22 protein-coding genes and 1 pseudogene are annotated in these 21,712 nt (G+C 66.0%); 12 read left to right on the plus strand and 11 right to left on the minus strand.

Annotation, left to right across the window (positions count from 1 at the left end; all coding sequences use genetic code 11):
* Nucleotides 1-55: 55 nt before the first annotated feature.
* From EC839_RS13940 to EC839_RS13955, 4 genes are all read right to left on the minus strand, one after another.
* Entirely contained in the window at nucleotides 56-538 is a 483-nt protein-coding gene (locus tag EC839_RS13940) for an acyl-CoA thioesterase (protein WP_007160109.1), read from the minus strand.
* A 60-nt stretch (nucleotides 539-598) separates the two neighbouring features.
* Nucleotides 599-1,357: an SDR family NAD(P)-dependent oxidoreductase gene (locus EC839_RS13945; protein WP_007160108.1), complete on the minus strand. Its 759-nt coding sequence runs from the start codon at nucleotides 1,355-1,357 to the stop codon at nucleotides 599-601.
* Nucleotides 1,358-1,425: 68 nt separating this feature from the next.
* A complete protein-coding gene (locus EC839_RS13950; RefSeq protein WP_007160107.1) occupies nucleotides 1,426-1,827 on the minus strand; it encodes an SMI1/KNR4 family protein in 402 nt (133 codons plus the stop codon).
* A gap of 179 nt (nucleotides 1,828-2,006) precedes the next feature.
* Entirely contained in the window at nucleotides 2,007-2,864 is an 858-nt protein-coding gene (locus EC839_RS13955; protein ID WP_132832653.1) for a Tim44 domain-containing protein, read from the minus strand.
* A 271-nt stretch (nucleotides 2,865-3,135) separates the two neighbouring features.
* Here EC839_RS13955 and EC839_RS13960 point away from each other — a divergent pair, with 271 nt between their 5' ends.
* Nucleotides 3,136-4,896 (plus strand): cation:proton antiporter, encoded by a 1,761-nt coding sequence (locus EC839_RS13960; protein WP_132832654.1) that lies wholly within the window; start codon nucleotides 3,136-3,138, stop codon nucleotides 4,894-4,896.
* Nucleotides 4,897-5,076: 180 nt separating this feature from the next.
* On the opposite strand, the gene EC839_RS13965 is transcribed toward EC839_RS13960, so the two are convergent.
* The 3 genes and pseudogenes from EC839_RS13965 to EC839_RS13975 form a co-directional block, all read right to left on the minus strand.
* On the minus strand, nucleotides 5,077-5,505 hold the full coding sequence (locus EC839_RS13965) for an EamA family transporter (RefSeq protein ID WP_007160104.1): 429 nt from the start codon (nucleotides 5,503-5,505) through the stop codon (nucleotides 5,077-5,079).
* Nucleotides 5,506-5,507: 2 nt separating this feature from the next.
* Complete coding sequence (gene uvrD / locus EC839_RS13970) at nucleotides 5,508-7,676, minus strand: DNA helicase II (RefSeq protein ID WP_007160103.1); 2,169 nt, start codon at nucleotides 7,674-7,676, stop codon at nucleotides 5,508-5,510.
* A gap of 132 nt (nucleotides 7,677-7,808) precedes the next feature.
* Nucleotides 7,809-8,326: pseudogene (locus EC839_RS13975) on the minus strand (Hcp family type VI secretion system effector).
* A gap of 339 nt (nucleotides 8,327-8,665) precedes the next feature.
* Here EC839_RS13975 and hexR point away from each other — a divergent pair.
* A complete protein-coding gene (hexR, locus tag EC839_RS13980; protein WP_007160102.1) occupies nucleotides 8,666-9,535 on the plus strand; it encodes a transcriptional regulator HexR in 870 nt (289 codons plus the stop codon).
* Between the two features lie 74 nt (nucleotides 9,536-9,609).
* Nucleotides 9,610-9,831 (plus strand): PA3496 family putative envelope integrity protein, encoded by a 222-nt coding sequence (locus EC839_RS13985; RefSeq protein ID WP_132832655.1) that lies wholly within the window; start codon nucleotides 9,610-9,612, stop codon nucleotides 9,829-9,831.
* Here EC839_RS13985 and EC839_RS13990 read toward each other — a convergent pair.
* Nucleotides 9,761-10,735, minus strand: coding sequence for a LysR family transcriptional regulator (locus EC839_RS13990; protein ID WP_177416738.1), 975 nt, complete (start codon nucleotides 10,733-10,735; stop codon nucleotides 9,761-9,763). The genes EC839_RS13985 and EC839_RS13990 overlap by 71 nt on opposite strands.
* A gap of 138 nt (nucleotides 10,736-10,873) precedes the next feature.
* Between EC839_RS13990 and EC839_RS13995 the strand changes: the two genes are divergently transcribed.
* The 8 genes from EC839_RS13995 (at nucleotide 10,874) to EC839_RS14025 (ending at nucleotide 18,433) form a co-directional block, all read left to right on the plus strand.
* Entirely contained in the window at nucleotides 10,874-12,289 is a 1,416-nt protein-coding gene (locus EC839_RS13995) for an acetyl-CoA carboxylase biotin carboxylase subunit (protein WP_132832657.1), read from the plus strand.
* A 13-nt stretch (nucleotides 12,290-12,302) separates the two neighbouring features.
* Nucleotides 12,303-14,108: a sodium-extruding oxaloacetate decarboxylase subunit alpha gene (gene oadA / locus EC839_RS14000; RefSeq protein WP_132832658.1), complete on the plus strand. Its 1,806-nt coding sequence runs from the start codon at nucleotides 12,303-12,305 to the stop codon at nucleotides 14,106-14,108.
* A gap of 145 nt (nucleotides 14,109-14,253) precedes the next feature.
* Complete coding sequence (locus EC839_RS24550; RefSeq protein ID WP_256681070.1) at nucleotides 14,254-14,385, plus strand: hypothetical protein; 132 nt, start codon at nucleotides 14,254-14,256, stop codon at nucleotides 14,383-14,385.
* Nucleotides 14,386-14,581: 196 nt separating this feature from the next.
* The gene (locus EC839_RS14005) at nucleotides 14,582-15,475 is read left to right on the plus strand and encodes a metal ABC transporter substrate-binding protein (RefSeq protein WP_132832659.1); all 894 of its coding nucleotides are present in this window, start codon (nucleotides 14,582-14,584) and stop codon (nucleotides 15,473-15,475) included.
* Nucleotides 15,472-16,233, plus strand: a complete 762-nt coding sequence (locus tag EC839_RS14010) for a metal ABC transporter ATP-binding protein (RefSeq protein WP_132832660.1) — start codon at nucleotides 15,472-15,474, stop codon at nucleotides 16,231-16,233. Before EC839_RS14005 ends, EC839_RS14010 begins: the two co-directional genes overlap by 4 nt.
* The gene (locus EC839_RS14015; RefSeq protein ID WP_132832661.1) at nucleotides 16,233-17,087 is read left to right on the plus strand and encodes a metal ABC transporter permease; all 855 of its coding nucleotides are present in this window, start codon (nucleotides 16,233-16,235) and stop codon (nucleotides 17,085-17,087) included. The genes EC839_RS14010 and EC839_RS14015 overlap by 1 nt, the downstream gene beginning before the upstream one ends.
* Nucleotides 17,087-17,932 carry a metal ABC transporter permease gene (locus EC839_RS14020; RefSeq protein ID WP_132832662.1) on the plus strand — a complete coding sequence of 282 codons (846 nt, stop codon included), beginning with the start codon at nucleotides 17,087-17,089 and terminating at the stop codon, nucleotides 17,930-17,932. The genes EC839_RS14015 and EC839_RS14020 overlap by 1 nt, the downstream gene beginning before the upstream one ends.
* A 66-nt stretch (nucleotides 17,933-17,998) precedes the next feature.
* Nucleotides 17,999-18,433, plus strand: coding sequence for a CBS domain-containing protein (locus EC839_RS14025; protein WP_132832663.1), 435 nt, complete (start codon nucleotides 17,999-18,001; stop codon nucleotides 18,431-18,433).
* A 4-nt stretch (nucleotides 18,434-18,437) separates the two neighbouring features.
* Here the strand turns inward: EC839_RS14025 and EC839_RS14030 are convergent, their stop codons facing one another.
* From EC839_RS14030 to EC839_RS14040, 3 genes are read right to left on the minus strand one after another with little or no spacing between them, the layout of a single operon-like run.
* A complete protein-coding gene (locus EC839_RS14030) occupies nucleotides 18,438-19,109 on the minus strand; it encodes a GNAT family N-acetyltransferase (protein WP_132832664.1) in 672 nt (223 codons plus the stop codon).
* On the minus strand, nucleotides 19,106-19,555 hold the full coding sequence (locus EC839_RS14035) for a GNAT family N-acetyltransferase (protein WP_177416734.1): 450 nt from the start codon (nucleotides 19,553-19,555) through the stop codon (nucleotides 19,106-19,108). The genes EC839_RS14030 and EC839_RS14035 overlap by 4 nt, the downstream gene beginning before the upstream one ends.
* A gap of 14 nt (nucleotides 19,556-19,569) precedes the next feature.
* On the minus strand, nucleotides 19,570-20,202 hold the full coding sequence (locus tag EC839_RS14040) for an FMN-binding negative transcriptional regulator (RefSeq protein WP_132832666.1): 633 nt from the start codon (nucleotides 20,200-20,202) through the stop codon (nucleotides 19,570-19,572).
* A 90-nt stretch (nucleotides 20,203-20,292) separates the two neighbouring features.
* Between EC839_RS14040 and EC839_RS14045 the strand changes: the two genes are divergently transcribed.
* Entirely contained in the window at nucleotides 20,293-21,708 is a 1,416-nt protein-coding gene (locus EC839_RS14045) for a PLP-dependent aminotransferase family protein (RefSeq protein ID WP_132832667.1), read from the plus strand.
* The last annotated feature ends 4 nt before the right edge of the window (nucleotides 21,709-21,712 follow it).

Raw genomic sequence — 21,712 nt, forward strand, 5'->3', positions numbered from 1 at the left:
ATTGCCAGATCCTGGAGCCGCTGCCGTCGGACGACGGCGACCTAGCCGGCAAAACTCAAAAGGTTTCCTTGAGTGCCTGATAGCGCTCTTGAAGTTCCCGACGGATCTGCCGGCGCTGCTGGGCCTGCACACAGCGTCGCTTCTCGTCCGCGGTCACGGGTTCCAGCTGGGGCACGGGGCAGGACTTGCCGTTCTCGTCCACCGCCACCATGGTGAAGAAGCAGCTGTTGGTGTGGCGCACCGAACGCTGCTGGATGTTCTCGGTGATGACCTTGACGCCAATCTCCATGGAGGTGGTCCCGGTGTAGTTCACCGAGGCGAGAAAGGTCACCAGCTCGCCGACATGCACCGGTTCGCGAAAGATCACCTGATCCACCGAGAGGGTCACCACATAGCGTCCGGCATAGCGGCTGGCGCAGGCGTAGGCCACTTCGTCGAGGTGCTTGAGCAGGGCGCCACCGTGGACATTGCCGGAAAAGTTGGCCAGGTCCGGGGTCATCAGGATGGTCATGCTCAACTGGTGGTTGCCGGCTTCCATGGGCGAATCCTCGAGGGGGAAATCCTGTAGACGGCGCACCAGCGCCGTCTGTCACAGCCATCAACGGCCGGCGGACAGCCCGAAGTCGATGGGCAGGTCGGCGCCGGAAATGGCCGCTGCCTGGGGTTGGCAGAGGAAATAGACGAATTCGGCCACTTCTTCCGGCTGGATGAAGCGCGCGGTATCGCCCTGGGGATAGCGATTGAGCAAATTGCGGCGATACCCGGCCGGGTCGCCGCTGCCATAGTGAGCGGCCTGGAAGTCCAGCATGGGAGTGTCGATGTCACCTGGCGAGACGGCATTGACCCTTACCCCATCGCGCGCCAGCTCCACCGCCAGATTCTGGCTGAAGAAGCGCACCGCGGCCTTGGCCGCGCCATAGGCCGCCGCGCCGGCGATGGGCTGGCGTCCGGCGCCGCTGGCGACGTTGATGATGACGCCACGATTTTCCTTGAGGAAGGGGATGGCCGCCGAGCACATGAAGAAGGTGGCCTTGAGATTGACCGCCATCACCAGGTCGTAGTCGTCCTCGGTAAAGGTCTCCACCTCGCCTTCGCGCCAGATGCCCGCCGCGTTGATGAGGGCATCCAGACGCCCGGTGCGGGCCATGACCTTGCTGACCAGGGAGCGGCAGCCCTCGGCACTGGAGATGTCGGCAGTCACGCTGGAATCCAGGCCGACGATGCCGTTGAGGCCGTGCAGGCCCTCGGCATCGCGGTCGGCGGCGGCGACGCGCCAGCGACTCTGGGCGAAGCGTTGCGCCAGGGCGCGGCCGAGGCCGCCCGCGGCACCGGTGATCAGGACGACGGGAGTGCTCATGACGCTTCCTCCGGATTGATGGCCTTATCCAGACCCATGCGCAGCGGGGTCGTTCAGTACCGGGCCGGTCAGCTTTCCAGCCAGACGTCGCGTGCCCAGACCCAGACCGAATCCCAGGATTCGTCGGTCAGGTCGCCATCTTCCCACAACAGTACCTCGCCTTCCTGGCTGACGCAGTAGTAGCCGTCGTCGCTGGCGCACAGCGGGATGTACTCGCGCGGCAGGCCTTCGTCCCACGCAGTGGCGGCCACTTCCGGCAGGTAGGTATGCGACTGGGGATCGGTGACGGTCACCGGCTCGATACGGCCATAGACCACGTCGCTGACGGTCAGCAGGAATTCGCGGAATTCCGGCGGCAGGCTGATGAGCAGTTCTTCCTCGATCTCGACCAGCAGGTCTTCGTCGGGCAGCTCCAGGGGTACGGGAACGGGTTCGTTTTCTTCACGCAGGCGTTCGATGACGTCTTCCATAGCAGGCCTCTCTCGAAATGCGCACCGGATAAAGGGAAAAGAGGCGCGCAAGGTTAGCAGTTCAGTCCGGGATAACGGCAGCTTCCGCACGGACTTGATAGCGGTTTCGAGAGATGTTCGGCAGGCGGCGCCCATGAAAAAGCCCGGCGTAGAGCCGGGCTTCTGGATGACGCGCCTTATCAGGCGTTCTGGCGGATACCGGCCAGCAGCCAGGGCTGGTTCTCGCCGGCCATGCGCTCCATGCGCCAGCTTTCGCTGAACGGCTGGCCCTGGTCGAAACGCGATTCCTTTGACACACCGTTGAAGGTGATGGTGGCGATGGTCTTGCCCTGCAGATCCTCGACACCGTCGAGGGTGGCGTTCAGGTTCTCGATGTAGGTGGACTGGAAGCCCTCGCCCAGCGCGGCGCGCTCGTCACGCAGCCACTGCAGCATCTGCGGGGTGACGAACTCGGAGATCTTGTCCATCTCGTTGGCGTCCCAGTGCTGCTGCAGGTTCATGAAGTGCTCGCGACCGGCGGCCACGAAACGCTCGGCATTGAACCAGCTCGGTGCGTTGATCACCGGCGCGGCGCCAGCGGCGGCACCGCCGAACAGACCACCGTTGTTGGGCTGGTTGGGCATCTCGCGCTGCATCGGCGCATGACCGGCGACGGCGGGCTGCGGACCGGCCTGCTGCTTGCGACGAGCAAGCAGACGGAAGATCACGAAGGCGATGAGCGCCAGGATCAGGAAGTCGAAGAACTGGAAGCCTTCGAAGCCGTCACCCATGAACATGGAGGCCAGCAGGCCGCCAGCGGCGATACCTGCCAGCGGGCCGAGCCAGCGCGAGGCGCCACTGGGACGGGCAGCGGCTGCGGCGCCAGCACCGGCGGCAGGGGCGGCCATGCCCGGCTGCTGGGTCGGCGCGGCCTGGCGGGTCTGGTGGATGGGCGCTGCGCCAGCGGACTTGCCGGCGCCCATGCGTTTGGCATTGGCATCCAGGCTGAGCGTGAGGCCCAGGCACAGGATCATGAAGAAGCTCATCAGGCGTTGCATGTGGTGTTCTCTCTGTGAAGAGTCTGGTGTTGAGTACATCTTGCGCTGCCCGGTCAAGTACAGCCAGCGTGAATTGTTTCGGTATTTTGCCCTGTCGGCGTTACCTGGAAGCAGGGCGCCAAGTGCTTGCGACCGTTGAAAATTTCCAAGCACATCAATCTATTACAGATTTTTGCAAAATCCGTCACAAGAGTTTGCAGATGCTAGTCTTGGACTCCAGTCAGCGCAGGTGTCGGGAGATTGCCCGGCCCGTCATAGGAGGGCCCGGCCGATGCATGCTCTAGCTTTTATCCAAGACATGGCCGTCATCATGCTGGTGGCCGGCGTGGTGACCATCCTCTTCCACCGTCTCAAGCAGCCCGTGGTCTTGGGCTATATCCTCGCCGGCTTCATCATCGGACCCCACACCCCGCCATTCGGTCTGATCCACGACGAAGAAAGCATCAAGACCCTCGCCGAGGTGGGGGTGATCTTCCTGATGTTCAGCCTCGGCCTGGAGTTCTCGCTGCGCAAGCTGTTCCGGGTGGGCGCCACGGCCTTCATCGCCGCCTTCCTAGAGATCAGCCTGATGCTCTGGCTGGGTTACCAGGTGGGCCAGATGTTCGGCTGGTCGCACATGGATTCGCTGTTCCTTGGCGCCATCCTGGCCATCTCATCGACCACCATCATCGTCAAGGCGCTCAACGAGCTGAAGATGAAGCACGAGCGCTTCGCCCAGCAGATCTTTGGCGTGCTGATCGTCGAGGACATCCTCGGCATCGGCATCATCGCCCTGCTGTCGGGCCTGGCGGTGAGCGGTTCGGTGGAACCGGGCGCGGTGGCCTCGACCCTGGGCAAGCTGAGTCTGTTCATGATCGTGGCCCTGGTCATCGGTATCCTGCTGGTGCCGCGCCTGCTGGCCTACGTAGCCACCTTCGACAGCAACGAGATGCTGCTGATCACGGTGCTGGGGCTTTGCTTCGGCTTCTGCCTGCTGGTAGCCAAGCTGGAATACAGCGTGGTGCTGGGCGCCTTCCTGATCGGCGCCATCATGGCCGAGTCGCGTCAGCTGCTGAAGATCGAGAAGCTGGTGGAACCGCTGCGCGACATGTTCAGCGCCATCTTCTTCGTCGCCATCGGTCTGCTGCTCGATCCCAAGGTGCTGGTGGAATACGCCTGGCCCATCACCGTGATCAGCGTTGCCGTGGTGCTGGGTAAGATCCTCGCCTGCAGCCTGGGTACCCTGATCGCCGGCAACGACGGCCGGACTTCGCTGCGGGTCGGCATGGGCCTGGCGCAGATCGGCGAGTTCTCCTTCATCATCGCCACCCTGGGGATCACCCTGGGCGTCACCAGCCACTTCCTCTATCCGGTGGCGGTGGCGGTGTCGGCGGTCACCACGCTGCTGACGCCCTATCTGATCAAGGCGGCCGATCCGCTGGCGCTGTGGATCGGCCGCTGGTTGCCGCAGCCCCTGCAGCGGGTGCTGGGCATCTATGGCGAATGGCTGCGCAGCATCCAGCCCCAGGGCGAGAAGGCGGTCCTGGCCGGTATGATGAGGCGCATCCTGCTGCAGGTGGGCATCAACCTGGCGCTGGTCATCGCCATCTTCCTCGGCGGCGCCTATTTCGCGGGCGGCTTGGCGGGCTGGCTCAGCACCTGGATCACCGATCCCGATCTGCAGAAGGCCTGCATCTGGGGCGGGGCCTTGCTGCTGTCGCTGCCCTGCCTGATCGCCGCCTATCGCAAGCTCAAGGCCCTGGCCATGCTGATGGCCGAACTCAGCGTGCGACAGAATCAGGCCGGCCGCTACACGCAGCCGGTACGGCGGCTGGTCAGCGAGCTGATCCCGCTGCTGTCGCTGGCCGCCATTCTGGTGCTGCTGGCCGCACTGAGCAGCAGCATCCTGCCGCGCGGCGAGCTGTTGCTGCTGATCGGCCTGGTCGCGGTAGTGGTGATCGCGGTGCTGTGGCGCTGGTTCATCCGCGTCCATTCGCGGCTGCAGATCGCCTTCATCGAGACTCTGGAACAGGACAAGGGCGGACACCATTAGCCCGCTTTTGCGGAGTCCAGCCATTGCCGGCTGGGGATCGACGCGGCAGAATCGCTCTAAGTCGGCCGTTTGAATAAGCGGATCGATGGCAAGGGAATGCGCAATGCAGGAAATGGGCTTGGCCGCTTTCTGCCGTCCGGCAATCTCCCACCGGCGGTCAGGCCCTTTTCCTGCGCCCTTTCAGGGTCGCCAGGCAAGCAGCAGCACGCCCCCGCCGATGGCGGCGATGCCGCACCACTGGCGCAGGTCCAGGCGCTCACCCAGCAGCGCCACGCCAAAGATCGCCACCAGCACCACGCTCAACTTGTCCACCGGCGCCACCAGCGAGGCGGGGCCCAGCTTGAGCGCGCGGTAGTAGCACAGCCAGGACAGGCCGGTGGCCACGCCCGAAAGCAGCAGGAACAGATAGCTGCGGCCGGCGATGCTGGCCAGGGGTTGCGCCTGCCCGGTGGCCAGGACGATGGCCGCCAGGACCACCACGACCACCAGGGTGCGCAGCAGGGTGGCGAAGTCGGCGTTGACGTGTTCCACGCCCAGCTTGCCGAAGATGGCCGTGAGGGCGGCGAACGCCGCCGCCAGGAGCGCCCAGAACAGCCAGGAGGTGGTCATGCCTAGAGCGGTTCGAGCTTGGCGTAGCTCACCATCAGCCACTTGCTGCCTTCGGACTTGAAGTTCACCTGCACCCGGGCATGGGCGCCGGACCCCTCGTAGTTGAGGATGACGCCGTCGCCGAACAGGGCGTGGCGCACCGGCTGGCCGAGGCTGAAGGTGGTTTCCGGTACCGGGGCCTGGGCGAAGGGACTGGGCCGGCTGCCGGCGAAGGGCTGCTTGACTGCATTGGACAGCCGCACTTCCTGGATCAGGCCGTCCGGTACCTCGCGGACGAAGCGCGAGACCTTGTTGTAGGTCTCGCTGCCATAGAGTCGGCGGGTCTCCGCATAGCTCATCACCAGGCGGCGCATGGCGCGGGTGATGCCCACGTAGGCCAGGCGGCGTTCCTCTTCCAGGCGGCCGGGTTCTTCCAGGCTCATCTTGTGCGGGAACAGGCCTTCTTCCATGCCGGCAAGGAATACCAAGGGGAATTCCAGGCCCTTGGCGCTGTGCAGGGTCATCAGCTGGACGCTGTCTTCGTGGCTGTCGGCCTGGGTGTCACCGGATTCCAGGGCCGCATGATCGAGGAAGGCCGCCAGGGGCGTCATCTCCTCGTCGCCGCTGAAATCGAAGGAGCGCGCGGCGCTGACCAGTTCTTCCAGGTTTTCCACGCGCGCCTGGCCTTTCTCGCCCTTTTCTTCCTTGTGGAAGGTGACCAGGCCGGTCTGCTCGATGATCTGCTGCACCAGGCTGTGCAGAGACAGGTCCTCGGCCTTGAGCGCCAGGGTGTCGACCAGCTCGACGAAGGCATTGAGCGCCGAGGCGGCGCGACCGGACACGGCGCGGGCGCCGACCAGATCGTGCAGTGCCTGCCACAGCGAGGTGTTCTGAGTACGGGCGGCGCTGCGCAGCGCTTCCACGGTCTTTTCGCCGATGCCCCGCGGCGGCACGTTGATCACCCGCTCCAGGGCAGCATCGTCGTGGCGATGCTGGATCAGCCGCAGGTAGGCCATGGCGTTCTTGATCTCGGCGCGCTCGAAGAATCTCAGACCGCCATAGATGCGATAGGGAATCTTCTCGCGCAACAGGGCCTCTTCCAGCACCCGCGACTGGGCGTTGGAGCGGTAGAGGATGGCCATCTCGCTGCGCCGGGTGCCCTTCTTGAACTCGCTCTCGATGGTCTCGACGATGTAGCGCGCCTCGTCGTGCTCGTTGAAGCCGGCATAGAGGGTGATGGCCTCGCCTTCGCCGGTATCGGTCCACAGCTCCTTGCCGAGGCGGCCGAAGTTGTGGGCGATCAGACCATTGGCAGCCTTGAGGATGGTATCGGTGGAGCGGTAGTTCTGCTCCAGGCGGATGATCTCGGCCGAGAAGTCCTCGTTGAACTGCTGGATGTTCTCGATCTTGGCACCGCGCCAGCCATAGATGGACTGGTCGTCGTCGCCCACCACCATGAGGCTGGCGCCATTCTGGGCGAGGTGCTTGAGCCAGGCGTACTGGACGGCGTTGGTATCCTGGAATTCGTCCACCAGCAGGTGCTGGAAGCGCCGCTGATAGTGTTCTAGCAGGCTGGGGTTGTTGCGCCAGAGATCCAGGGCGCGCAGTAGCAGCTCGGAGAAGTCGATCACCCCGGCACGGGCGCAGGCGGCCTCATAGGCTTCGTAGATGCTGCGCATGGTGCTGAGGAAAAGATCGCCGGCCGCCTGGATGTGCTGCGGCCGCAGGCCTTCGTCCTTCTGGCCGTTGATGAACCACTGCGCCTGGCGTGCCGGCCAGCGCTGCTCGTCGAGGCCCAGCTCGCGGATCACCCGCTTGACGATGCGCTGCTGGTCGTCGCTGTCGAGGATTTGGAAATTCTGCGACAGCCCCGCTTCCTGCCAGTGCGCCCGCAGCAGGCGGTGGGCCAGGCCGTGGAAGGTACCGACCCACATGCCCTGCGGACTCATGCCCAGCAATTGCTCGATGCGGTGGCGCATCTCGGCGGCGGCCTTGTTGGTGAAGGTCACCGAGAGGATGGAGTGCGGCGAGGCGCGCTCGACCTGGATCAGCCAGGCGATACGGTGCACCAGTACCCGGGTCTTGCCCGAGCCGGCACCGGCCAGGACCAGTTGGCGCCCAAGGGGCGCGGCCACGGCCTGACGCTGGGCATCGTTGAGGGAATTGAGCAGCAGGGAGATGTCGTCGTTCATCGCCGCATTCTACCGATGCGGCAGAAGGAGCGCCAAACCGGACGGATGGGAGGCGAGGCGGGTAGGGCGGGACAGCCGAACCCCGGCCAGCCCTGCTGGTCGGGGGTTCGGGGGGACGCTCGCGGCGGCGCCTCAGGCGGCGATCGGTGAGCGCCAGTCGTCGGAGCCGGAGGTGCCGGAGACCTCGTGGGTCCAGACGATCTTGCGGTAGGTGAAGTAGACGTCTTCGAGGTGGGTGAAGTGCGCCATGCTCGGGTCCTGGCAGTTGGGCATGCGCGACTGGACGTCGACGATGATGGCGTCCTCCAGTTCGATGGTGAAGTAGTGCTCCTGGGTGCCGGTGGCCGAGGTGCGGTACTACTCCAGGCGGCACTTGCCGAGGCGCTCGCCGGAGGTGAGGGCGTTGAAGATCAGCGGCGAGGCCTTGTCGAAGACCTTGGTAATCATCAGCGGCTTGTGCACGCGCTGGCCGGTGGGCTGGCCGGATAGGGATCGCGGGGAATGATCACCTAGTGATTGAAGGCCGGGACCAGGATCTGGTCTTCGTGACCCTCCTGGAAGATGTTGCCGACCGAGTCCTCGGTGAAGGTGCCGGCGGTGATCAGACCTTGCTTGGTACCTTCGAGGGACAGATACGCGGGGGTTGGCATGGTGCTCTCCTTGCCTGGTGATAGGCCTTCATGGCCCGGGACCAGGATCTAACAACGGCTGTGCCAGAAGTAAAAAATCCTTTCTGATCAGTAGCTTGCAAAAGCACTACAGGAACGGAGCAGGGCGACTGTGCGCTACTGCTCGGGAAACTGCGCAAGGCCTTGCGCAGAGCGGTTCGAAAGCTGCTTCGCCTCAGGTAGTCGCCTGTCCGGATGACTACCAAGTGCCGACACAGGCACGAAAAAGGCCATGCTGAATCGTAATGACCAAGAGCCTTGGCGACCGTTATGTAGTATAAGTACGGCGCACTACATCCGCCCGCTAGACGAGATACGCCTGTGAACCTCATGCAACACATTGCTCAATCCCGCCACCTGCTGCGCAAGTCGGAGCTCAAGGTCGCCGAGCAGGTCATGGTGGATCCGGCTGCCGTCATGCACAGCTCCATGGCCGACCTCGCCCACAACGTCGGCGTCAGCGAGCCCACCATCGTGCGGTTCTGCCGCGCCATTGGCTGCGATGGCTTCCAGGATCTCAAGCTGCGCCTGGCCCAGAGCCTGGCGGCAGGGGCCAGTTTCGGCCAGTTCGCCATCCACGAGAACGATGCGGTGGAAGACTTCAGCCTGAAGATCTTCGACACCACCCTGCATACCCTCATGGACGTGCGCGAGCGCCTGGACATGCGCGCCCTGGAGACGGCCATCGAGGCGATCGCCAAGGCCCAGCGGGTGATGTTCTATGGCTTCGGCGCCTCGGGCTCGGTGGCCAACGACGCCCAGCATAAGTTCTTCCGCCTGCAGCTCAGTGCCACCGCCTATTCCGATCCGCACATGCAGGCCATGTCGGCGGCGACCCTGACGGCGTCCGATGCGGCCATCTGCATCTCCCAGTCGGGACGCTCCAAGGATCTGCTGATCACCGCCAACTTGGTGCGCGACAACGGCGCGGCCCTGATCACCATCTGTCCGGGCCAGACGCCGCTGGCCGATCTGTCGACGGTCAACATCGCCATCGACGTGCACGAAGACACCGATATCTATGTGCCCCTGACCTCGCGGATCGCTCACCTGGTGGTGATCGATGTGCTGGCCATGGGCGTGGCCATGTCCCGCGGTCCGGCCCTGGTCGAGCACCTCAAGGGCGTGAAGCGCAGCTTGCGCAGCCTGCGGCTGTCATCGAAATCGACCAAGCACAGCGACACTCAATAGTCGTCTCTCTGTCGCCAAATCGTCACCTGTTAGGGTGAAGCTGCCCATTCCGATCCCAGCCCGGAGGAATTGGCATGACCGCTCTCATCCAGGAATCCAGCGTTCGTCTCGACAGCAAGACTCGCAGAAAGCTACAGGATCAACGGCGGATGAAATTCCGCCGCGCCATCGAAGCCCGCGCCGAAGAACAGCGGCTCGCCGTTGAGCTCGATGAATTGCTGTTTCTCAATCAGCTGCTGGACGAACGCCAGGCCCAGCGCCGGCAGCAGGCTCCAGAGCAATACCTAACGCATTGATCAGGCTGCGCTGGCCCCGCAGATAGTCGACGAAGGCCTGGGCTACCGGCGACAGGGGCTTGCCGCGTACCTGGACCACGCACCAGGAGCGGCGCAGCGGCAATTCGGCGACGTCCAGCTCGACCAGGCTGCCGGCGGCGAGATCACTGCGAATGGCCTGGCGCGGCAGCAGCGCTAGGCCGAGCCCGGCGCGCACCGCCTCGCGCTGCGCCTCGAAGGCGCCGATCTCCAGCTGTTCGGCGAAGTGCGCGCGCTTCTGCTTGAGATAGTCCTCGCAGGCCTGGCGCGTGCCGGAGCCGACCTCGCGCACCAGCAGCGGATAGGCCGTCAGATCGCGCAGGCTCAGGCCACTGCGTCCGGCCAGGGCATGGCCCGGGCGCGCCACGGCGACGATGGCGTTGTCCAGCAAGGGCAGAAAGTCCAGGTCCGAGCCACTCGGCACCCCGGACATCAGCGCCACGTCTTCGCGATTCTCCGTCAGCCGACGCAGCACCCGGGCATGGTTGCCCACGGTCAGCGCCAGATCGACCTGGGGATGGCTGCTGCGGAACTGGCTGAACAGGTGCGGCGCCAGGTACTGGGCGCTGCTCTCCACCCCCAGCCGCAGCTGGCCATGCAGGGCGCCGCGCAGGTTCGACAGCTGCATGTCCAGGCTGCCCAGGCGGGCGAAGAGATCACGTCCGGTCTGGCGCAGGGCCTCGCCGGCTTCAGTGAGATAGAGGGTGCGATTGACGTAGTTGAACAGCGGCGCACCCACCACCTCTTCGAGTTGGCGCACCTGCAGGCTCACCGCCGGCTGGGTGAGCGCCATGATGTCGGCCGCACGGCTGTAGGAGCGCGCCTCGCACACGGCCTCGAACACCTGGAGTTGGCGGAAGGTGAGCCGCATCAGCGGCTTGCGCATGGGCATCGGCGAGATCCATAAGGGATGACTTATGGAGTATCCAACAATTATTTATTTTCCATAAGAGAGACCCTGGCGTAGCTTCAGGTCACCGGCAATAACAAGCGGCTGCAGGCTGCAGCAGACAAGGAGCCAGGTGTGATCAAGAAGATACTTATCGCCAATCGGGGCGAGATCGCCGTGCGCATCGTGCGTGCCTGTGCCGAGATGGGCATCCGCGCGGTGGCGGTCTACTCCGATGCGGATCGCCAAGCGCTCCACGTGAAACGTGCCGACGAAGCCCATGGGATCGGCAGCGATCCGCTGGAGGGTTATCTCAATCCGCGCAAGCTGGTGAACCTCGCCGTGGAGACCGGTTGCGACGCCCTACACCCCGGCTATGGCTTCCTTTCCGAAAACGCCGAACTGGCGGAAATCTGCGCCCAACGCGGAATCCGTTTCATCGGGCCGTCCGCCGAGGTCATCCGCCGCATGGGCGACAAGACCGAGGCCCGGCGCAGCATGATCGCCGCCGGCGTACCCTGCACCCCCGGCACCGAGGGCAACGTGGCGGACATCGCCGAGGCCCTGCGTGAAGGCGATCGGCTCGGTTATCCGGTGATGCTCAAGGCCACCTCGGGCGGAGGCGGGCGCGGTATCCGCCGCTGCAACTCCCGCGAGGAGTTGGAGCAGGCCTATCCACGGGTGATCTCCGAGGCGACCAAGGCCTTCGGCTCGGCCGAGGTGTTCCTCGAGAAGTGCATCGTCAATCCCAAGCACATCGAGGCGCAGATCCTCGCCGACAGCCACGGCAACACCGTACATCTGTTCGAGCGCGACTGCTCCATCCAGCGGCGCAACCAGAAGCTGATCGAGATCGCGCCCAGTCCCCAGCTGACCCCCGAGCAGCGTGCCTACATTGGTGATCTCGCCGTGCGTGCTGCCAGGGCGGTGGGGTACGAGAATGCCGGTACCGTGGAGTTCCTGCTCGCCGAGGGCGAGGTGTACTTCATGGAGATGAATACCCGCGTGCAGGTGGAGCACACCATCACCGAGGAAATCACGGGCATCGACATCGTTCGCGAGCAGATCCGCATCGCCTCGGGGCTGCCACTGTCCTTCGCCCAGGAAGACGTCCAGCACCGCGGTTTCGCCCTGCAATTCCGCATCAATGCCGAGGATCCGAAGAACAACTTCCTGCCGAGCTTCGGCAAGATCACCCGCTACTACGCGCCGGGCGGGCCGGGGGTGCGTACCGACACCGCCATCTACACCGGCTACGTGATCCCGCCGTACTACGACTCCATGTGCCTCAAGCTGATCGTCTGGGCGCTGACCTGGGAAGAGGCCATGGATCGCGGCCTGCGCGCCTTGGACGACATGCGCGTGCAGGGGGTGAAGACCACCGCGCCCTATTACGAGGCCATCCTGCGGGATCCCGAATTCCGCAGCGGGCGCTTCAATACCAGCTTCGTGGAAAACCATCCGGAGCTGACCCAGTACTCGATCAAGCGCAACCCGACGCACCTGGCCATCGCCATCGCCGCCGCCATCGCCGCCCACGCCGGTCTGTAAGGACGACAGAACAATGAAAAGCATCCAGATCACCGACACCATCCTGCGCGACGCCCACCAATCGCTGCTGGCGACCCGCATGCGCACCGAAGACATGCTGCCGATCTGCGCCAAGCTCGACCAGGTCGGCTACTGGTCGCTGGAAGTCTGGGGCGGCGCCACCTTCGATGCCTGTGTGCGCTTCCTCAAGGAAGATCCCTGGGAGCGCCTGCGCCAGCTGCGCAAGGCGCTGCCCAACACCCGGCTGCAGATGCTCCTGCGCGGCCAGAATCTGCTCGGCTACCGGCACTACAGCGATGACGTGGTCGAGGCCTTCGTCGAGCGCGCCGCCGCCAATGGCACCGACGTCTTCCGCATCTTCGATGCCATGAACGACGTGCGTAACCTGGAAACCGCCATCCGCGCGGTCAAGGCCAGCGGCAAGCATGCCCAGGGCACCCTCTGCTACACCACCAGCCCGGTGCACACCGTCGCGGCCTTCGTCGACCAGGCGCGGCGCATGGCCGACCTGGGTGTGGACTCCATCGCCATCAAGGACATGGCCGGCCTGCTCACGCCCTATGCCACCGGCGAGCTGGTCAAGGCGCTCAAGGAGGCCCTGACCCTGGACGTGGTGGTGCACTCCCACGACACCGCCGGGGTGGCCGCCATGTGTCAGCTCAAGGCGGTAGAGAATGGCGCTGATCGCATCGACACGGCCATTTCCAGTATGGCCTGGGGCACCAGCCACCCGGGGACCGAATCCATGGTCGCCGCCCTGCGCGACACGCCCTATGACACCGGCCTGGATCTGGAGCTGCTGCAGGAGATCGGCCTCTACTTCCATGCGGTGCGCAAGAAGTACCACCAGTTCGAGAGTGAGTTCACCGGGGTCGACACCCGGGTGCAGGTCAACCAGGTGCCGGGCGGCATGATCTCCAACCTGGCCAACCAGCTGCGCGAGCAGGGCGCCCTCAATCGCATGAACGAGGTGCTGGAAGAGATCCCGCGGGTGCGCAAGGACCTGGGCTATCCGCCCCTGGTGACCCCGACCTCGCAGATCATCGGTACCCAGGCCTTCTTCAACGTTCTGGCCGGCGAGCGCTACAAGACCATCACCAACGAGGTGAAGCTCTATCTGCAGGGCCGCTACGGCAAGGCGCCGGGTGCCATCTGCGAGCAGCTGCGCAAGCAGGCCATCGGCCAGGAAGAGGTCATCGAGGTGCGTCCGGCCGATCTGCTCAGTCCCGAGCTGGCCCGGCTGCGCGCCGAGATCGGCGACCTGGCCAAGAGCGAAGAAGACGTGATGACCTTCGCAATGTTCCCCGACATTGGCCGCAAGTTCCTCGAGGAACGCGCCGCCGGGACCCTGGTGCCGGAAGCCCTGCTGCCCATTCCGTCGGCCGATGGCGTGGCCGCGGTGGGCGGCCAGGGCGTGCCGACCGCCTTCAGCGTCGACGTGCATGGCGAGACCTACCAAGTGGACATCACCGGTATCGGACTCAAGAGCGAAGGCAAGCGGCACTTCTATCTGTCCATCGACGGGGTGCCGGAAGAAGTGGTGTTCGAGGCCAGTGGCGACTTCGTCGCCGAGGGCGGCCAGCGGCGGCGCCAGGCGGAGCGTCCGGGCGACGTCAGCACCACCATGCCGGGCAACATCGTCGAGGTGCTGGTCAAGGAGGGTGACCAGGTCAGGGCCGGGCAGGGCGTGCTGGTCACCGAAGCCATGAAGATGGAAACCGAGATCCAGGCGCCCATCGCCGGCACCGTCACCGCGGTGCGGGTGGCCAAGGGCGACCGGGTCAATCCGGGCGAGGTGTTGATCGAAATCGAAGGCTGAGATCACTTCGATTTCCCTTGGGGCCTGCGGCCCCTTTTTTTATGGGCGGTTTCTATCCAATCGATTGAGAAAAAGCACTAACACCTCTCGATAGGGTCTGCTATTTAATATAGCCAAGGCTATAACGATCCCGGGAGGATTCGCGATGCTGAAAGATCTCAAGAAACGCGCCCTGCGCGGTCTGCTGGACAAGCTGCTCGACGGACACGCCGAACGTCGCGCGCTGGAGACCCAACCCGAGCGTTCGCGCGGCATGACGGCCCACGCCGCGCACTGATCCCTGTCGATCAGGCAGGCGCCGCCCGGCTTCTGCCGCACTCACAGGCGCCTCCGTTATGTCCTGAACGAGGCGCCTTGCCCTGTTCGCCGCTGTCCTCTATCCCTCTCATCCCAGGTTACAAAGTCTCTCTGCACCTCTGATAGGTTGTGCTATCTAATTTAGCCAAGGCTATAACCACCGAGAGGCGGGCCGGATGCTGAAGAAGACGAGACGCTGGACTCTGGCGGGTCTGCTGGGATTGCTGCTGGCAAATGCCGCTCAGGCCGCCGAGCCATTCAAGGTGGTCACCACCTTCACGGTGATCGCCGACATGGCGCGTAATGTGGCGGGCGATGCCGCGCAGGTGGAATCCATCACCAAGCCCGGCGCCGAGATCCACAACTACCAGCCGACCCCGGGCGATCTGCTCAAGACGCGCGACGCCCAGCTGGTGCTGTGGAACGGCCTCAATCTGGAGCTCTGGTTCGAGCGCTTCTTCAGTCGCATGAAGGACGTGCCCAGCGCCGTGGTCTCGCAGGGCGTCAAGCCCATCGCCATCGCCCAGGGCCCCTATGCCGGCAAGCCCAATCCCCATGCCTGGATGTCGCCGCAGGCAGCGCTGATCTACGTCGACAACATCCGCGATGCCCTGGTGGAGCACGATCCGGCCCAGGCCGACACCTATCGCCGCAACGCCGCGGCCTACAAGGCGCGCATCACCGCCACCCTTGACCCCCTGCGCCAGCAGCTGCAGGCGATTCCCGAACAGCGGCGCTGGCTGGTGTCCAGCGAGGGCGCCTTCAGCTACCTGGCGCGCGACCTGGGGCTGAAAGAGCTCTATCTCTGGCCGATCAACGCCGATGCCCAGGGTACGCCGCAGCAGGTCCGGCGGGTGATCGAGACGGTGCGCGCCGAACGGATTCCGGCGGTGTTCAGCGAAAGCACGGTTTCCGCCGCACCGGCCGAGCAGGTGGCACGGGAGAGCGGCGCCCGCTACGGCGGGGTGCTCTACGTGGATTCCCTGAGCGCCGCCGAGGGGCCGGTACCGACCTATCTCGACCTGCTGCGGGTCACCACCGAAACCCTGGTGAAGGGGCTGGCGCCATGATCGTGCTCGACGGGGTCAGTGTGACCTATCGCAATGGCCATACCGCCCTGCGCGACGCCAGCCTGGTGGTACCCGGCGGTTCCATCACCGCCCTAGTGGGCGTCAACGGTAGCGGCAAATCGACGCTGTTCAAGGCGATCATGGGCTTCGTGCCGATCCGTTCCGGGCAGGTGCGGGTCGATGACCTGCCGGCGGCCCAGGCGCTCAAGCGCAACCTCGTCGCCTACGTCCCCCAGAGCGAAGACGTGGACTGGGACTTTCCGGTGCGGGTGGAGGACGTGGTGCTCATGGGCCGCTATGGGCGGATGAATTTCCTGCGCCTGGCCCGCGCCGCCGATCACCAGGCGGTGGACGCCGCCCTGGCCCGGGTGGGGCTGACCGCGTTGCGCAAGCGGCAGATCGGCGAACTCTCCGGTGGCCAGAAGAAGCGCGTCTTCCTCGCCCGTGCCCTGGCCCAGGACAGCCGGGTGATACTCCTGGACGAACCCTTCACCGGGGTGGACGCCACCTCCGAGCGCGCCATCATCGAATTGCTCCAGGCGCTGCGCGCCGAGGGCCGCTCGATGCTGGTCTCGACCCATGACCTGGCCAGCATCGAGCGCTTCTGTGACCGCACCGTGTTGCTCGATCGCACCGTGCTGGCCCAGGGGCCGACGGCCGAGGTCTTTACCCGGGAGAATCTGGAACGCACCTTTGGCGGCGCCCTGCGGCTGTTCGACGGCCTGCAAGCGGAGCCGCGGCGGCGGGAGCGTGCCTGATGGAAGGACTGCTGGAACCCCTGGCCTACGGCTACATGAGAAATGCCCTGGGCGCGGCGGCGCTGGTTGGCGGGCTGTGCGCCTTTCTCTCAGCCTACCTGATGCTCAAGGGCTGGTCGCTGATCGGCGATGCCCTGTCCCACGCGGTGGTGCCCGGCGTGGCCGGCGCCTATCTGCTCGGCCTGCCGCTGGCCCTGGGCGCCTTTCTCGCCGGCGGCGCGGCGGCCGGCGCCATGCTCGGGCTGCGGCAGTACACCCGGCTCAAGGAAGACGTCATCATCGGGCTGATCTTCAGCGCCTTCTTTGGCGGCGGGCTGTTCCTGGTCTCGCTGGCGCCGGTCGCGGTGGACATCCAGACCATCGTCTTCGGCAATATCCTGGCCATCACCCCCGAGGCCAGTAGCCAGTTGCTGACTATCGCCGCCGTCTCCCTGCTGGTGCTGCTGCTCAAGTGGCGTGACCTGCTGCTGGTGTTTTTCGACGAGGGTCAGGCGCGTGCCTGCGGTCTCAATCCCGCCCTGTACAGGCTGCTGTTCTTTACCCTTCTGGCGCTGAGCACCGTGGCGGCGATGCAGACGGTGGGCGCTTTTCTGGTCATCGCCCTAGTGGTGACGCCAGGGGCGACGGCCTATCTGCTCAGCGATCGCTTCTCGCGGGTGGTGCTGATCAGCGTGGCCATCGGCGTCGGCAGCGGCCTCTTAGGCACCTACCTCAGCTACTTCATCGACGGCGCCACTGGGGGCTGCGTGGTGGTCTTGCAGACCCTGATCTTCCTGCTGGTCTTCGTCCTAGCGCCGCTTCATGGCCTGCTGGCCAACCGGCGCCGGGCGCGGCAGACGGCGGAGGCAGGCTGATGGACTGGCTGCTGCTGACCCTGGAAGTCGATTTCCTGCGCCAGGCGCTGCTGATGGCCGTGCTGGTGGCGGTACCGACGGCGCTGCTGTCGTGCTTTCTGGTGCTCAAGGGCTGGGCGCTGCTGGGCGATGCCATCGCCCACGCGGTGTTTCCCGGTCTGGTGCTGGCCTCGGCGCTGGGCGCGCCGCTGGTGGTGGGCGCCTTTGTCGCGGGGCTGGGCTGCGCCCTGGCCACCGGCTATCTCAAGCGCCACAGCCGGGTAAAGCAGGACACCCTGATGGGCGTGGTCTTTTCCGGCATGTTCGGCCTGGGGCTGGTGCTGCACGCCAGGCTGCCCACCGAGCTGCACCTGGACCACATCCTGCTCGGCGACCTGCTGGGGGTGTCCCCGGCGGCCTTCTGGCAGATGGCGGTGATCGCCGGCCTGGTGGTGCTGGCGCTGGCCTGTCGGTGGCGCGACCTGCTGGTGCTGGCCTTCGACGCGGCCCAGGCCCGGGCCCTGGGCCTGCGGGTGGGGCTGCTGCACTACGGCCTGCTCGGTCTGATCGCCCTGACCGTGGTTGGCGCCCTGCAGGCGGTGGGCATGGTGCCGGTGGTGGCGCTGCTGATCGCCCCCGGTGCCACGGCCTTTCTGCTGACCCGTTCCTTTGGCTGGATGCTGCTGGTAGCCACCACCCTGGCGGTGACGGCAGCCCTGGGCGGGGTGCTGCTGAGTCTGGTGTGGGACAGCGCCCCGGCGCCCACCCTGGTGATGCTGCTGACGGCCGGTTTCCTGCTGGCCCTGGCATGGCGCCTGTGGCGGGATCGACGTCGTTCGGGCGACAAGGGCGTTCAGGTGGCCTGATGTAATCGGCTGACCGGCCCTGCCAGGCACCTCCGGTCACGCTCGCCTTACCTCAGGAGAACCACAATGAAAACCGTCGCCCAGTTGCTCGCCCTGAAGACCCAGCAGGACGTCTACACCATCGCCCCCGACGCCTGGGTGCTCGACGCCCTGCGGCTGATGGCGGAAAAGAACGTCGGAGCGCTGCCGGTGATGCGCGACGGCGAGCTGGTGGGCATCGTCAGCGAGCGCGACTATGCGCGCAAGGTGGCCCTGCAGGGGCGCTCTTCCTATGCGACTCCGGTCAGCGAGATCATGACCGAGGCGGTCATCATCGTTCTGCCGCAGCAGACCGTGGGCGACTGCATGGAGATGATGACCGAGCACCACCTGCGCCACCTGCCAGTGATGGGCAACGGCAAGCTGATCGGGCTGCTGTCCATCGGCGACCTGGTCAAGGCGACCACCGTCCAGCAGGCGGAGTTGATCCGCCATCTGGAAGGCTATATCCGCGGCGAGTGACGGGTCAGCCGGTCCGTCCGGCGCTCACGGCGAGGGCGCTCAGCTGGCGCCCTTCGGCATCGAAATTCTCCGCTGCCAGCCAGCGCCGGAAGCCGGCATCCACCGCGGGCCATTCGTGATCGAGCAGGCTGAACCAGGCGGTGTCGCGATTGCGACCCTTGATCACCCGGTGCTGTCGGAACAGCCCCTCAGGGCGCATGCCCAGGCGTTCGGCCGCGCGTTTCGAGCGGGCATTGGCGTTGTCGCACTTCCATTCCAGGCGCCGATAGCCGAGGGCGAAGGCCTCCTGCATCAGCAGATAGAAGGCCTCGGTGGCCAGAGGCGTGCGCTGCAGGCGCCCGCCGAAGGCGACATGGCCGATCTCGATGCTGCCGTGCTCGGGGACGATGCTCATCAGGCTGAGCTGCCCCAGAGCGCGGCCCTGGCGGGGATCCACCACGGCATAGAACAAGGGATCACGCCCCTGGGCCAGACCGGCCAGCCAGCTGTCGAAGGCGGCCCGCTCGGTGAAGGGGCCATAGGGCAGATAGTCCCACAGAGCCGGATCCCGGTCGTGCAGGGCCTCCCAGAGATCCTCGCCGTGACGCGGCGGGTCCAGGGGTTCCAGGCGTACATGGCGACCCTGCAGTAGCCGGAGCTGGGGCAGGCGGGCCGGGGTCCAGTCGAGAGGGGTCATGTTCTGTCTCCCAGCAGGTGGCGGTACTGGATGAAGCCGGAGCGGGTGGCGATACGATCGTAGAGCTGGCGTCCCGGGTAGTTGGTCTCCTGGGTCAGCCAGTGCACCCGGTCGCAGCCGTCTGCTTCGGCGCGGGCATAGACGTGCTCGATCAGGGCACGGCCCAGGCCGCCGCCGCGATGGCCATCGGCGACATAGAGATCCTGCAGGTAGCAGTAGTCGGTCTCGGTCCAGCAGGACGGGTGATAGATGAAGTGCACCAGGCCCAGGGGCCGCTCGCCGTCCCAGGCCAGGGCGCCATGCAGGGGCTGGGCGGGATCGAGCAGGCGCTGCCAGGTGCGGGCATAGGTGGTTTCCGGCAGGACGGTCTCGTAGAAGGCCAGGTAGGCCTGCCAGAGGCCGTGCCAGACAGCGTGATCGGCTTCGCTCAGGGGGCGGATGGTCATGGGTGGCTCCAAGGTCAGGCGGGAGAGGGGATCAGGGCTGCCAGGGCCTGGTCGCCGGGTACCGGGCTGGCGGCCAGACCCTGGCGGACGCCTTCGCGATCGGCGGCGTTGCGATTCTGGCTGAGCTTGGCGATGCCCTGGATGCTGTCGAGGGGCAGGCGCAGGCCACGGATGGCGCGCAGCATGCCCTGGACATAATCCGCGGGCGCATCCGCGACCTGCCAGGGGCGGGCACGCCCGGCTTCGTGCTGCGCGGTGAGGCGCTCCAGCAGGGTCAGCAGACGCTCGGGGTCATCGAACACCTCGACGCTGCCGCGGGCGTGCACGGCCTGATAGTTCCAGGTCGGCACCACCCGCCCATGTTCGGTCTTGCCGGGATAGAGGGCCGGGCTGACATAGGCCTGGGGACCCTGGAACACCGCCAGCGCGACAGGGGCCTCGACCAGTGCCTGCGCCTGGGGATTGCTACGCGCCAGATGGCCGTAGAGGGTGCCATAGGGGCCCTCGTCGGGCGCCAGCCAGAGCGGCAGATGGCTGACCAGCGGACCGGCGTCGGTCTGGCTGACCAGCAGCGCCAGGGCGTGATCGCGCAGGTGCTGGTGCAGCCTGGGCATATCGTCGAGACAGAAGGCGGGATTGGGATACATGGGCAGGAACTCCAGCGACGTCCGGCCATGCTAAGGTCGGCTTTGGCTCCCTGTAAGAGCCAATTCCCATGACTTTCAGGGTGCCAATCCATGTTGGGATTCGAGCCGTCAGGGCTGTTGTTGGCGCCTGGCCAGGGTCTGGCGCGCCAGCTCTACCAGGGCCTGCGCGGGCGCATCCTGGCCGATGAGCTGGCCGCCGGAGTACGGCTACCCGCCAGCCGCGAACTGGCGCGGCTGCTGGGCGTTTCGCGCAATACCGTGACCGCGGCCTACGAGCAGCTGCTGGCCGAGGGTTTTCTCGACAGTCGCCCGGGCGACGGCACCTATGTCGCGCCCGTGACCCAGGCGCTGGCCGCCCCTGAAACCACGGCCAGGGCGACCCCCGTGCCCCTCCCCAGCGTGCCGCCCGGCGCGCCGTGCGCCTTTCGAGTCGGCCTGCCGGCGGTGGATCTGTTTCCCTTCGCCACCTGGGCGCGGCTGCAACAGCGTTTCTGGCGTCAGCCGGAACCGGCGCTGCTGGGCTATCGCGAACCCGGCGGCGAACCGCGACTGCGCCGACTGCTCTGCGCCTACCTGCGCCAGGCGCGGGGCCTGGTCTGCGTACCCGAGCAGATCCTCATCACCAGCGGCGCCCAGCAGGCCATCGAACTCTGCGCCCGGCTGCTGCTGGCGCCCGGCGCCCTGGCGGCCATGGAGGACCCCGGCTATCGCGCTGCGGGCCTGGCCTTGCAGAGTGGCGGCGCGCGGCTGCAGGGAATCGCGGTGGATGGGGCAGGGCTGAGGGTGGAGCAACTGGCAGGCCACCCGGACTGCCGGCTGGTCTATGTCACCCCTTCGCACCAGTATCCCACCGGCGCGGTACTGTCCCTGCCGCGACGCCTGGCCCTGCTGGACTGGGCGCGGCAGGCGGACGGCTGGATCGTCGAGGACGACTACGACGGCGAATACCGCTACCAGGGCGCGCCGCTGGCGCCCCTGGCCGCCCTGGATCGCCACGGTCGGGTGCTCTATGTCGGCACCTTTTCCAAGATCGCCTTTCCCGGTCTGCGCCTAGGCTATCTGGTGGCTCCGCCCGCGCTGCTGCCGGCCCTGCTGGAGCTGCAACGCGCCGGCATTCGCCATCTCGACAGCGCCACCCAGACGGTCATGGCCGATTTCATCGAGCAGGGTCATTTCCAGCGCCATATCCGGCGCATGAGACGGGCCGCGCGCAATCGCCGCGATGCCCTGCTGGCCGGCTGGCCAGAGGTCGCCGGCTGCGCCCCGCCCGGCGTCCCAGTGGCCGGCCTGCATCTGTGCCTGCCGGTCACCCAGCTGGCCCGCGAAGCGGAGCTGGTAGAGCGAGCGGCCGCGGTCGGGGTGGAAATCAATGCGCTATCGCGCTATTGGCTGCCCGAGGGGCCGACCCCGCCCGACACCCGCGCCGGACTGGTGCTGGGCTTCGCGGCGGTGCCGGAGGCGCGAATCAAGGAGGCGCTGGCCAGGCTGCGGGGGGCCTGGACCTGAGCGC

Source organism: Pseudomonas sp. JUb52, assembly GCF_004341115.1.
Classification (GTDB): Bacteria; Pseudomonadota; Gammaproteobacteria; order Pseudomonadales; family Pseudomonadaceae; genus Chryseomonas; species Chryseomonas oryzihabitans.